The organism is Kitasatospora sp. NPDC096140, assembly GCF_040303045.1.
Lineage (GTDB): Bacteria > Actinomycetota > Actinomycetes > Streptomycetales > Streptomycetaceae > Kitasatospora.
In genome coordinates this window covers 42215-54473 of record NZ_JBEOUW010000055.1, presented here as the reverse complement: position 1 = coordinate 54473, position 12259 = coordinate 42215, and the positions used below count along the sequence as shown (strand labels likewise).

General features: G+C 73.4%; 10 protein-coding genes. 3 read left to right on the top strand and 7 right to left on the bottom strand.

Features of this window, described 5'->3' with window-relative positions:
- Nucleotides 1-922, top strand: a 922-nt coding sequence (locus ABT048_RS36700; protein ID WP_350525952.1) for an LPXTG cell wall anchor domain-containing protein, incomplete at its 5' end; no start/stop codon positions are given.
- 83 nt (nt 923-1005) lie between these two features.
- On the opposite strand, the gene ABT048_RS36695 is transcribed toward ABT048_RS36700, so the two are convergent.
- From ABT048_RS36695 to pdhA, 3 genes are read right to left on the bottom strand one after another with little or no spacing between them, the layout of a single operon-like run.
- Complete coding sequence (locus ABT048_RS36695; protein WP_350525951.1) at nt 1006-2454, bottom strand: dihydrolipoamide acetyltransferase family protein; 1449 nt, start codon at nt 2452-2454, stop codon at nt 1006-1008.
- A 15-nt stretch (nt 2455-2469) separates the two neighbouring features.
- On the bottom strand, nt 2470-3444 hold the full coding sequence (locus tag ABT048_RS36690; protein ID WP_402806241.1) for an alpha-ketoacid dehydrogenase subunit beta: 975 nt from the start codon (nt 3442-3444) through the stop codon (nt 2470-2472).
- Nucleotides 3444-4598: a pyruvate dehydrogenase (acetyl-transferring) E1 component subunit alpha gene (gene pdhA / locus ABT048_RS36685; protein ID WP_350525950.1), complete on the bottom strand. Its 1155-nt coding sequence runs from the start codon at nt 4596-4598 to the stop codon at nt 3444-3446. Before pdhA ends, ABT048_RS36690 begins: the two co-directional genes overlap by 1 nt.
- A gap of 425 nt (nt 4599-5023) precedes the next feature.
- Between pdhA and ABT048_RS36680 the strand changes: the two genes are divergently transcribed.
- Both ABT048_RS36680 and ABT048_RS36675 read left to right on the top strand, forming a co-directional pair.
- The gene (locus tag ABT048_RS36680; protein WP_350525949.1) at nt 5024-5683 is read left to right on the top strand and encodes a response regulator; all 660 of its coding nucleotides are present in this window, start codon (nt 5024-5026) and stop codon (nt 5681-5683) included.
- Nucleotides 5684-5808: 125 nt separating this feature from the next.
- On the top strand, nt 5809-6849 hold the full coding sequence (locus tag ABT048_RS36675) for a phosphotransferase (protein WP_402806261.1): 1041 nt from the start codon (nt 5809-5811) through the stop codon (nt 6847-6849).
- 5 nt (nt 6850-6854) lie between these two features.
- Here the strand turns inward: ABT048_RS36675 and ABT048_RS36670 are convergent, their stop codons facing one another.
- From ABT048_RS36670 to ABT048_RS36655, 4 genes are all read right to left on the bottom strand, one after another.
- Entirely contained in the window at nt 6855-8597 is a 1743-nt protein-coding gene (locus ABT048_RS36670; protein ID WP_350525947.1) for a protein kinase domain-containing protein, read from the bottom strand.
- Between the two features lie 111 nt (nt 8598-8708).
- Complete coding sequence (locus ABT048_RS36665; protein ID WP_350525946.1) at nt 8709-10139, bottom strand: protein kinase domain-containing protein; 1431 nt, start codon at nt 10137-10139, stop codon at nt 8709-8711.
- Between the two features lie 311 nt (nt 10140-10450).
- The gene (locus ABT048_RS36660) at nt 10451-11065 is read right to left on the bottom strand and encodes a bacterial proteasome activator family protein (protein WP_350525945.1); all 615 of its coding nucleotides are present in this window, start codon (nt 11063-11065) and stop codon (nt 10451-10453) included.
- Between the two features lie 326 nt (nt 11066-11391).
- On the bottom strand, nt 11392-11997 hold the full coding sequence (locus ABT048_RS36655) for a hypothetical protein (protein WP_350525944.1): 606 nt from the start codon (nt 11995-11997) through the stop codon (nt 11392-11394).
- Nucleotides 11998-12259: the final 262 nt, after the last annotated feature.

Here is a 12259-nt window from a genome sequence, read left to right as displayed (position 1 = left end):
CTCCGGCCGCCGCCGCATCGCCGTCCTCGCCGCCACCACCGTCCTCGCCGGCGGCATCCAGTTCCTCGCCACCGACAGCGCCTGGGCCTGCGGCGCCCCGGACACGGCGGCCGCGTCGAAGCGGACCGCCGCGGCCACTTCGGACACGGCGGCCGCCAAGCACGACGGCACGGTCCAGGCCGGGTTCTTCATGACGCCGAGCCTGACCGTCCGCGCCGGCGGCGCCGCGGTGGACGTCCCGGTCGAGGTCGCCAACTTCACCGGCGCTCCGTACCGCACGGTGAAGCCCGCGCTCTCGCTCTACAACGAGGAGGGCGCTCCCCTGCGCAGCGACTACCTGACCGTGGAGGTCGGCGGCCCCAAGGGCTGGCAGAAGGTCCCGCTGGTCCGCGGCTGCGACCCGAACCTCTTCGCGTCCTCCCCGTCCGGCGAGTCCCTGTCCGACGGCCGGGCCACCCACTTCACCTTCCGGATCGGCCTCTCCGCCAAGGCTCCCGCGGACCTGCACCGGATCCGGGTCGGCGTGACGGCGAACACCGAGGACGGTGAGCACGCGCCCTGGGTGTTCAAGGACATGTCCGTGACGGTCCCCCAGTCGAAGGCCGGGCAGCCCACCACCCCGGCCAAGCCGGCACCCACCAAGACCACCAAGCCGGCGCCGACTGCCCCGGCGAAGAAGGCCGAGCCCGCCGCCGACAAGACCCCCGCCAAGGTCACCGCGCCCGTCGCCGAGACCACCAAGTCCCCGGCGCCGCAGGCCACTTCCACCGCACCCGCCACCACCGCCCCGGCCGGCACCCCGGAACTCGCCCAGACCGGCGCCTCCTCCACCAACACCTTCCTCGCCCTGTCCTCCGCCGCGCTCCTCGCCCTCGGAGCCGGCGTCCTGATCGCCGTCCGCCGACTCCGTCCCCAGCGCTAGCCGACGAACGGGCACACGAAGGGGTCCCCCTGCTCCGCACCACAGTGCGGAGCAGGGGGACCCCTTCGTCGTCGCGCGGGCCGTCAGCCCCAGGTGATCAGGCGCTTCGGGCGCTCCAGCAGGGCGGCCACGTCGGCCAGCACCTTGGAGCCCAGCTCCCCGTCCACCAGGCGGTGGTCGAAGGAGAGCGCCAGCGTGGTCACCTGACGCGGGACCACCTTGCCCTTGTGCACCCACGGCATTTCCCGGACCGCGCCGAAGGCCAGGATGGCGGCCTCGCCCGGGTTCAGGATCGGCGTGCCGGTGTCGACGCCGAAGACGCCGACGTTGGTGATGGTGATCGTGCCGCCCTGCATGTCGGCCGGCGAGGTCTTGCCCTGGCGGGCGGTCTCGACCAGCTCGCCGAGCGAGACGGCCAGCCCCGACAGGGTCTTGGACCCGGCGTCCTTGATGTTCGGGACGATCAGGCCGCGCGGGGTGGCCGCGGCGATGCCGAGGTTCACCTGGCCCCTGATGACGATCTCCTGGGCCGCCTCGTCCCACTGCGCGTTGATCTCGGGGTGCCGCTTGACCGCGGTGAGCAGCGCCCTGGCGACCAGCAGCAGCGGGCTGACCCGGACGTCCCGGCCCAGCTCGCCGCTCTCCTTGAGCCGGCGGACGAACTTCATCGTGCGGGTCACGTCGACCTGGACGAACTCGGTGACGTGCGGGGCGGTGAAGGCCGAGGCCACCATCGCCTGCGCGGTCGCCTTGCGGACGCCCTTGATCGGCACGCGGACGTCGCCCGCGCCGGACGCCGGCACCGACACCGCGGCCGGCTCGGCCACGGCGGCCTCGACCACCGGGGCGACCGGCGCCGCCGGAGCGGCCTTGGCCGCGGCGAACGCGTGCACGTCCTCGCGGGTGATCACGCCGTCGCGGCCGGTCGGGGTCACCTCGCGGAGGTCGACGCCCAGGTCCTTGGCCAGCTTGCGGACCGGCGGCTTCGCCAGCGGCCGCTCGCCGGCCGGGACTCCGGCTGCCGGTGCCGGGGCGACCGGAGCCGCCGGCGCGGGCTGGACGACCGGGGCCGCCGGCGCGGGCGCGACGGGCGCCGCGGCGGGCTTGGTCGCGGTGACCGTGGTGGTGGTCGTCCGGCGGGCCCGGCGCTGGCTGCCGCCGGTGCGCGGGCCGTACCCGACCAGCACCTCGCGGCGCTCCGGCTCGGCCTCCTCGGCGGGAGCCGGGGCCGCCGGAGCCGCGGCGGGGGCGGCCGGGGCCGCGGCTCCCGCCTCCCCGGCGACCGCGATCGAGATGATCACGGTGCCGACGTCGACCGTCGTCCCCTCGGGGAAGTGCAGCTTCTCGACCACCCCGTTGAACGGGATGGGCAGCTCCACGGCCGCCTTGGCGGTCTCCACCTCGCAGACGACCTGCCCGTCGGTGACGGTGTCACCGGGCTTGACGTACCAGCTGAGGATCTCGGCCTCGGTGAGGCCCTCGCCCACGTCGGGCATCTTGAACTCGCGGAGCGAGCGAACTTCGGTGGTCATCTTCGCTCCCCTGGATCAGTACGCGAGCGCGCGGTCGACGGCGTCGAGCACGCGGTCCAGGTCGGGGAGGAAGGCCTCCTCGACCCGGGACGGCGGGTACGGCGCGTAGTAGCCGCCGACCCGCAGGACCGGTGCCTCCAGGTGGTAGAAGCACTTCTCCGTGAGCCGGGCGGCCAGTTCGGCGCCCATGCCCAGGAAGACCGGTGCCTCGTGCACCACGACGGCCCGACCGGTGCGCTTGACCGACTCCTCCAGGGTGGTGAAGTCCACCGGGGAGAGCGAGCGCATGTCGACGACCTCCAGGCGGCGGCCGTCCTCCTCGGCGGCCGCGGCGGCCTCCAGGCAGACCTTGACCATCGGGCCGTACGCGATCAGCGTCGCGTCGGTGCCGGGGCGGACGATCCGGGCGTCGTGCATGCCCAGGTCGGCGGCGTCGCCGACCTCGCCCTTGTCCCAGTAGCGGCGCTTGGGCTCCAGGAAGATGACCGGGTCGTCCGACTCGATGGCCTGGCGCAGCATCCAGTGCGCGTCGTGCGCGTTGGAGGGGGTGACCACGCGCAGACCGGCGGTGTGCGCGAAGTACGCCTCGTGCGACTCGCTGTGGTGCTCGACCGCGCCGATTCCACCCGCGTAGGGGATGCGGATGGTGACCGGCATCTTGACGTGTCCGAGCGCGCGGGCGTGCATCTTCGCCAGCTGGGAGACGATCTGGTCGAAGGCCGGGTAGACGAAGCCGTCGAACTGGATCTCCACCACCGGGCGGTAGCCGCGCAGTGCCAGGCCGATCGCGGTGCCGACGATGCCGGACTCGGCGAGCGGGGAGTCGATCACCCGGCCCTCGCCGAAGTCCTTCTGCAGGCCGTCGGTGATCCGGAAGACGCCACCGAGCTTGCCGATGTCCTCGCCCATGAGGAGGGTCTTCGGGTCGTTCTCCAGCGACTTGCGCAGCGCCTCGTTCAGCGCCTTGGCGATGCTCAGCTGACCGGCCATCAGAGGTTCTCCCCCGCCTCGAAGGAGGCCGCGTACTCGACGTACTCGGCCCGTTCCTCATCGACCAGCGCGTGCGGCTCGCTGTACACGTGGTCGAAGATCAGGGTCGGGTCCGGGTCCGGCATGCTGCGCACGCCCTCGCGCACCCGCAGCCCCAGCTTCTCGCTCTCGGCGTCGACCGCGGCGAAGAACTCGTCGTCGGCCAGGCCCTCCTTCTCCAGGTGGGCGCGGAGCCGGGTGATCGGGTCCTTGGCCTTCCAGGCCTCGGTCTCCTCGGCGTGCCGGTAGCGGGTGGGGTCGTCGGAGGTGGTGTGGGCGCCCATGCGGTAGGTGAACGCCTCGATCAGCACCGGGCCGTTGCCGCTGCGGGCGTGGTCGAGCGCCCAGCGGGTGACCGCGAGGCAGGCCAGCACGTCGTTGCCGTCGACGCGCACGCCGGGGAAGCCGAAGCCGGAGGCGCGGCGGTACAGCGGGATCTTGGTCTGGGTGGTGGTGGGCTCGGAGATCGCCCACTGGTTGTTCTGGCAGAAGAAGACCACCGGAGCGTTGTAGACCGAGGCGAAGGTGAAGGCCTCGTTGACGTCGCCCTGGCTGGAGGCGCCGTCGCCGAAGTACGCGATGACCGCGTCGTCGGCGCCGTCCTTGGTGATGCCCATCGCGTAACCGGTGGCGTGCAGGGTCTGCGAGCCGATCACGATGGTGTACAGGTGGAAGTTCTTCTCGTTCGGGTCCCAGCCGCCGTGGTTCACGCCGCGGAACATGCCGAGCAGGTTCAGCGGGTCGACGTCGCGGCACCAGGCCACGCCGTGCTCGCGGTAGGTGGGGAAGGCGTAGTCGCCGGTGCGCATGGCGCGGCCGGAGCCGACCTGGGCGGCCTCCTGGCCGAGCAGCGAGGCCCACAGGCCCAGCTCGCCCTGGCGCTGCAGTGCGGTGGCCTCGCCGTCGAACCGGCGCACCAGCACCAGGTCGCGGTAGAGGGAGCGCAGCTCCTCCGGAGTGGTGGTGAGGGGGTAGTCCGGGTGCTCGACCCGCTCGCCTTCCGGCGTGAGCAGCTGGACGAGCTCCGGCTGGGCGTCCTTACCCGTGGCGCGGAGGGTGTCAGGGACAGCGGGGGCCGCCTTCTTGCGGGTCCTCGCCGTGCTTTTGACGGTCACGTTCACTCCTCGGTCTGTCCGGCCGCCCGGGGTCGCCGGTGACCGGTCCGGTCACCGCCCCGCGGGGCGCGCGTGGGTGTGCGCACCTACTGCGGGGCAGGTGGTGATCCTGTTCCGACGGCGTCCCTCACGAGAACGTTACCCAGCGTCCGCCCTTGGCGCGCTTGCGCTAGGACGTCCTACTTGTTCAGGGTCACAACCCCGAGGGTGCCGCGCTCGGACCGCCGTCGGAAGGGTGGGGGTGACGGGCGACGTGACGCAGCTCTCAATTCGAGCGCCTTCAGGACACCAGCGCACGTTATCCGGGCGGACGCCCGTACGTAAGGGGGTTCTCGGTATCGGTTTCGGATGTCTCTGGCCGGATCACGTCTTTACGGCGATGTGAGCGATAGGTCTTTCGTACGGTGTTATGGGAGGCTTTGGACGTGACTGATAACGGACAAATCAGGGTATTCCTGCTCGACGACCACGAGGTCGTCCGGCGGGGCGTGCACGATCTGCTCTCGGTCGAGGACGACATCGAGGTGGTCGGCGAGGCCGGCACGGCCGCCGAGGCGCTGACCCGGATCCCCGCGGTCCACCCCGACGTCGCGGTGCTCGACGTCCGGCTGCCCGACGGCAACGGGGTCGAGGTCTGCCGCGAGGTCCGGTCCCTGCTGCCGGACATCAAGTGCCTGATGCTGACCTCGTTCTCGGACGACGAGGCGCTGTTCGACTCGATCATGGCAGGCGCCTCCGGCTACGTCCTGAAGGCGATCCGCGGCACCGACCTGATCACCGCCGTCCGGGACGTCGCGGCGGGCCGCTCGCTGCTCGACCCGGTCGCCACCAGCCGGGTGCTCGCCCGGCTGCGCGACGGCGGCGGGAAGGAGGACGAGCGGCTGTCCCAACTCACCAAGCAGGAGCGGCGGATCCTCGATCTGATCGGCGAGGGGATGACGAACCGTCAGATCGGCAACGAGTTGCACCTGGCCGAGAAGACGGTGAAGAACTACGTCTCCAGTCTGCTCGCCAAGATGGGCATGGAGCGACGCACCCAAGCGGCCGCCTTCGTGGCGCGGCACCAGGCCGACCACCAGTACTGACCTTAGGGCTGCACACAACTGACGATCTGTCAAGGGCCCCCGCGAGGGGGCCATACCCTCTGGCTGTGACTTTCAGCCAGACCCTCGCCTGCGCCCCGGCCCGCCCCGATCTCTCCGCACCGCCGATGGGGACCCTCAGCCCGCCCGTCCCGCACACCGCGCTCGTCGAGGTCCTGGCCCGCTACCGGGTGGGGCGCCCACTGACCGCCGAACCGGTCGCCGAAGGCCTGCTGAACCGGGGGTACCGGGTCACCACCGAGGCCGGCCACTACTTCCTGAAGTGCTACGTCGACACCGCCACCGCCAGCCGACCGAAGATCCTCGCCCACCACCGCGCGATGGCCGCGCTGAACACCCTCGGGCTGCCCGTCGCACCGCCGCTGGCCTGCGCCGAACGCTCGGGCACGGTGGCCGGCCGGGGCGGCCGGATGTTCGCGCTGTTCCCGTGGACCGATGGCCGACACCGGCACGGTACCGAGCTCGGTCTCCCGCAGTGCGAGGCGCTCGGAGCGCTGCTCGGCCGGCTGCACGGCGCGCTCGACGACGTCTGCGCCCCCTTCGAGCAGCCCGCCGGCTACCGCAGCGCCGACCCGGCCGACAGCGCCGGGCTGGCCCGTGACCTGCGGCACCGCGCCCGCGAGCACCGCCCGCACGGGGACCTGGACGCACTGGTCGAGCAACGGCTCACGGAACGGCTGGAACTGCTCGCCGAGCACGCCCACCGCCGCCCCGCCCCGCAGGCCGCGCCGCCCACCGGCTGGACCCACGGCGACTTCCACGGCCTCAACCTGCTGTACGGCGACGACCCGGCGGGCGGCCGGGTGGCCGCCGTCCTGGACTGGGACAAGCTCGGCACCCAGCCGCGCGCCGAGGAGGCCGTCCGGGCCGCCACGCTGCTGTTCAACGACCGCGTGTCCGGCGCCCTCGACCTGGTCCGGGTCCGCCGCTACTCACAGGCCTACCGGGCCTCCGGCGCCGCCACCGCCGAGCACCTGGCCGCCGCCGCCCACCGGGTGTGGTGGGAGCGGCTGAACGACTTCTGGATGCTGCAGTGGCGGTACCAGCGGGCCGACCACCGGGCCGACCCGCTCTACCCCGCCTCGGCGGGCCAACTGGCGTGGTGGTGCCAGGAGTACGAGCAGGTCCTGGACGCCTTCGCCAACTGACCGGGTCAGCCCCCGGCCGGCAGCGTCCCCGTCGGCTTCGGGTCCGGCTTCGGCGGCGGGTTGGTGGGCGTGCCACCGCCGCCCCCGCCCGAGGTCGGCGTCGATCCGCCCGTCGACCCGCCGGTCGGGGTCGCGGAGGCGCTGCCCGTCGCCGTGTGGGGGGAGGTACCCGTCGGCGTCGGGGTCGGGGTGTGCTTGCCCGTGCTCGGCGACGGCGACATGTTGTTGCCGCTGTTGCTGCCGGTGTTGTTGCTGTTGCTGTTGTTGTTGCCGGTGTCGGTCGGCTGCTGCGGCTTCTTGCTGCCGGACACCGACGCCGGCGGACTCGGCAGACCGCTCTGGGTCGGCGTGGTCGGCTCGGACGTGCTGACCACCGGCGCCGGCGGCGTGGGCACCCCGGGGTCCTTGGTGACGTGGTCGGTGCCGCTGAGCGCGAACGCGATCCCGGCACCGGCCGCGACCAGCACGGCGACGCCGCCCGCCACCCAGGCCCACGGCCCGCGCCGCCGGCGGTGCCCGTCGTCGTCCCCGCCGTCGTCCCCACCGCCGCCGTACGGGCCGCCGTGCCCCGAGTAGGGGGTGAAGGGGGTCTGCGAGTCGCTCTGGTAGGGCAGTGCGGAGGTCTTGTCACCGGGGCGGACGACGCCGAAGGCCGCGGTGGCCGCCGTCTGGTCCGGCCGGAGCACCTGGGTCGCACCGGTGTCGCCCGTGCCCCCCGGCACGCCGACCCAGCCGGCCCCGGCCGCGCCGTGCATCTCGCGCAGCGCGTGCTGCACGTGGGCGCGGAACTCGTCGGCGTCCTGGAAGCGGTCGTCCGGGTTCTTGGCGAGCGAGCGCAGCACCAGCGGGTCGAGGCCGACCGGCACCCGGCCGTTGGCCTGCGAGGGCGGCATCGGCAGGTCCTGGACGTGCTGGTAGACCACCGAGAGCGGGGTGTCGCCGGTGAACGGCGGGCGCAGCGTGAGCAGTTCGTACAGCATGCAGCCGGCCGCGTACAGGTCGGACCGGTGGTCGACCGGCTTGCCCAGCGCCTGCTCGGGCGAGAGGTACTGCGGGGTGCCCATGACCATGCCGGTCTGGGTCATCGTGGTGGCCCCGCCGGTCAGCGCCCGGGCGATGCCGAAGTCCATCACCTTGACCGCGCCGGTGGTGGTGATGATCACGTTGGCGGGCTTGATGTCCCGGTGGACGATGCCGTTCCGGTGGCTGTAGGCGAGCGCCTCCAGCACCCCGGCGATGATGATCAGCGCCTGGTCGACGGGCGGCGCGTCCTCGTCCGCCAGCAGCTCCCGGACGGTCCGGCCCTCGACCAGCTCCATCACGATGTACGGCGTGGACTCGTCCCCGACGTACTCCTCGCCGGTGTCGTAGACCGAGACGATCGAGTGGTGGTTGAGCGCCGCGACGGCGTGTGCCTCGCGGGTGAAGCGGATCCGGGCGACGTCGTCCTGGGCCAGTTCTCCGCGCAGCAGCTTGACGGCGACGGTGCGGCCCAGCCGCACGTCCTCGGCGGCGAACACCTCGGCCATGCCGCCGCGGCCCAGCCGGTGGGTCAGCCGGTAGCGGCCGTCACCGACGGTGCCCAGCGGCACGGCGGACCCGCGACCGGGGGTGTGCGGCCCGCCGGCGAAGGGCGGCAGCGCCGAGGTCGGGGCTTCGCTGCCCGGCTCGGGGATCCTCGGCGTCCCGCCGGTCCGGCCGACCGCTCGGGCACCAGCGTCGTCGTCCGGATGCTGCGTCTGTGCCATCGCTCCTCGCCCCGGGCGTTCGCTCGGATCGCGGTGCCCTGTCGCTTACGTATCCCCGAACGCTACCGCTTCCGGCGCGCGCCCCGGCACCCGCCAACCGGTCGGAAACCGTCAGAGCCGGCCATTCCGGTCGGCTGCGAGGTCGACCACCAGCACGTTCGCGGGGCGGGCCGAGTGGCTGAACTTGCCGTTGGTCTTCTTGTCGGCGTTGTTGACCACGATCGCGATGATGATGCCGGCCAGCACGAGCACGCCGATGATGATCCCGACCACGACCACGACCGTGGAACAGCCGCCACCGCCGGGCGCCTTCGGCTGCTGGTACGGCGGCATCGGCTGCGGCGGCGGGGTGTGCGCCTGCTGCGGGAAGGGGTGCGGCGTGTGCGGCGCCTGCGGACGCGGCGCCTGGTAGGCCGGCGGCGGCGTCTGGTACTGCGGCGCCTGGGGCTGCGGGAAGGGGTGCGGCGTGTGCGGCGCCTGCGGACGCGGCGCCTGGTAGGCCGGCGGCGGCGTCTGGTACTGCGGCGCCTGCGGACCGCCCTGCTGGAGGTACTGCGGCTGCGGCGTGTGCGGGGCCTGCGGGGCGGCGTGCACCGAGCGCGGGCCCTCGTTGATCACCAGCGGGGTGCTGGCCTGCAGCGGGTGCCCGCTGCCGCCGCCCTTCGCGGCCGCGATCAGCCGCTCCGCCTCGTCGCGCATCGCCGCCGCGCTCTGGAACCGGTGCGCCGGGTCCTTGCGCAGCGCCTGGGCGACGAAGGCGTCCACCTCGGGGGTGACCGACCGGTTGAGGGTGGAGGGGGCCGGCGGCTCCTCCTGGACGTGCTTGTAGGCGATCGAGAACGCCGAGTCGCCGTCGAAGACCAGCTGGCCGGTGAGCATCTCGAAGAGCATCACGCCGACCGAGTACAGGTCGGAGCGGGCGTCGACCGGCTTGCCGAGCGCCTGCTCGGGCGAGAGGTACTGCGGGGTGCCGACCACCATGCCGGTCTGGGTCATCGACGTGACGCCGGACTCCAGCGCCCGGGCGATGCCGAAGTCCATGACCTTGACGTTGCCCTTGCGGTCGAACATGACGTTGCCGGGCTTGATGTCGCGGTGCACGAGGGACATGTCGTGCGAGGCCTCCAGCGCGTTCAGCACGCCGACGATGACCTTCAGGGCCTCCTCGGTCGGCATCGCGCCGTACTGGGCGACCGCCTCGTTGATCGCCTCGCGCAGGCCCTTGCCGTCGACCAGCTGCATGACGATGTACGGCGTGCTGGAGCCGTCCGGGGCGACGTCCTCGCCGCTGTCGTACACCGTGACGATGTTCGGGTGCTCCAGCCGGGCCACGGCCTGGGCCTCGCGGCGGAACCGCTCCTTGAACGAGTCGTCCCGGCCGAGCTCGCTGTGCATGCTCTTCAGCGCGACCTGCCGGTCCAGCACGCTGTCGTAGGCGAGGTGCACGGACGCCATGCCGCCCTCGCCCAGCAGCCGCTGCAGCACATAACGGCCGTTGCCCAGGGAGAAGCCCTCGACCGCCGCGTTGCCGTGCTCGCTCATGGTCCTCTGCTCCCCCTCGGCGCGGCCGTACTGCCGCAACCGTGACGTTCGGTCTCGTCCGTGCTGGTGGGCCCGGCCCGCTGGCCTGGCGGACCCCTGTCGCGGCGGCTCGACCGGCCTGCGACAGGGGTCAGGGTATCGGCTCGCGCCGACGGTGACCGGCCCCGGGGCCGGTCCTGGCCCCGGGCCGCCGGCGACGGATCCCGGCGGCGACGGCCCGGGGCGGATCGTCGTGGTACGTCCGGTCCGGCGGACCGCCCCGGCCCACCGGCGGACGCCGGCTCCGGGCGCGGGCTACGCCGGGTGCCGGGCTACAGGTACGGACCGGAGCGGATGCCGCGGCCCTGACCCGGGTCGTCCTCGTCCGGGTCCCCGCCGTGCAGTCCCGGCGGCAGCGCCCGCCGCATCTGCTCCAGCTGGGCCCGCGCCGCCATCTGCTGGGCGAACAGCGCGGTCTGGATGCCGTGGAACAGGCCCTCCAGCCAGCCGACCAGCTGGGCCTGGGCGATCCGCAGCTCGGCCTCGGTCGGGATGGTCTCCTCGGTGAACGGCAGCGACAGCCGCTCCAGTTCGGCCACCAGCTCCGGGGCGAGACCGAGTTCGAGCTCCTTGATCGAGCTCGCGTGGATGTCCTTCAGCCGGACCCGGCTCGCCTCGTCGAGGGGAGCCGCCCGGACCTCCTCCAGCAACTGCTTGATCATGCTGCCGATGCGCATGACCTTGGCGGGCTGCTCGACCATCTCGGTCACCGGGAGCTCACGCGGCATGTCGCCGTCGTCGTCCCCGTCCCCCGCCGGGCCGGTGAACCCCTGGCCCACGGGCAACCCGTCCGGTCCGACGATCAGCACCTTCTGGCCGTCCTGCGGCTGCCCGCCGGCGGCCTGGTAGGGCTCCTGCGACGAGCGCTCGTTCATCGGATTCGTCATGAACAACATTCTCTCTCACTGGGGTTGGTCGGGCGGAAGCCCCCGCTCGTCCCGCCGTCCTGCGACACCCGTGACGACGGTACGCCCCCGCCCGCCGCGCGGGAATCCGTACGGCTACTCAGATCCCGCACCCCGCAGGCCGACCGACCGCCGACGCTCCCGCCGCACGGAACCCGCACCGAACCTCCACCCCCACCCGCACCGGACGCCGGGCACGTCGATCCCGCCCGTACCCACCCGGCCACGGCGGGTGACACCCGCCCGCCCCCGCCGCCCGCCGCGGCTCCCGGCTCCCGGCTCCCGGCTCCCGGCTCCGGCCGGCGGGCTCAGCCCTTCCGCAGTTTCACGCCGATCAGCCCCAGGCCGCAGCCGATCAGCCCGAGGCCGACGCCGAGCGGGAGCTGGGTCGTGGAGGCGTCCTGCCAGCGGGCGGGGAGGACGACCGGGATGGTGACGGCCGCGACGGGTCGGCCGGGGGCGGCCGTGACGGCGTCCGGTGCGACGGCGTCACCGGCGGCCGCCGGGTCCGAGCCGTCCGGATCGGCCTCCGCGCTCTGGTCCTGGGCCTGGGCCTGGTCAGGAGCCTGTGCGCCGGCCTGGTCGGGAGCCTGTGCGCCGGCCTGGTCGGGAGCCTGTCCGGCGGCCTGGCCGGGAGCCTGTGCCCCGGCCTGATCGGCGGCCTGGCCGGCGGCCTGGTCGGGAGCCCGGCCGGTCGCCTGGTCCGGCGCCTGGTCCACGGTGGCGTCCGGGCGCTCCGGCAGCGACGCCGGTCGGTGCCGGTGGAGCTTGGCGAGGTCGTCGCCCTGGTACGGGCGGGGTGCCGGGTGCTGCGGCGGCGCGGCGGCCGGCTTGTGCGCGGTCGGGGCGACCGCCGGCTCCTCGGAGTCCACCTCCGCCCCCGCCCCCGCCTCGCCCGGATCGCTGCCCGGCATCGGCGCGGGAGAAGCGGAAGAAGCGGGAGAGGCAGGAGACGCCGGAGAAGCCGGAGACGCCGGAGACGCCGGAGAAGCCGGAGAGGGGGACGGAAGCGGCGACACCCCCGCCGAAGGCGACGGCATCCCCACCGCCGCCGTCGCGGCGGCCAGCGGGAGGGCGAGCCCCAGCACGGCCGCCGCGAACAGCCGCTGGGCGCGGACCGGGCACGGCAGGCGACGGGTACGGAGGATGCGGCGGGTACGACGGTGGTGCGGCGCC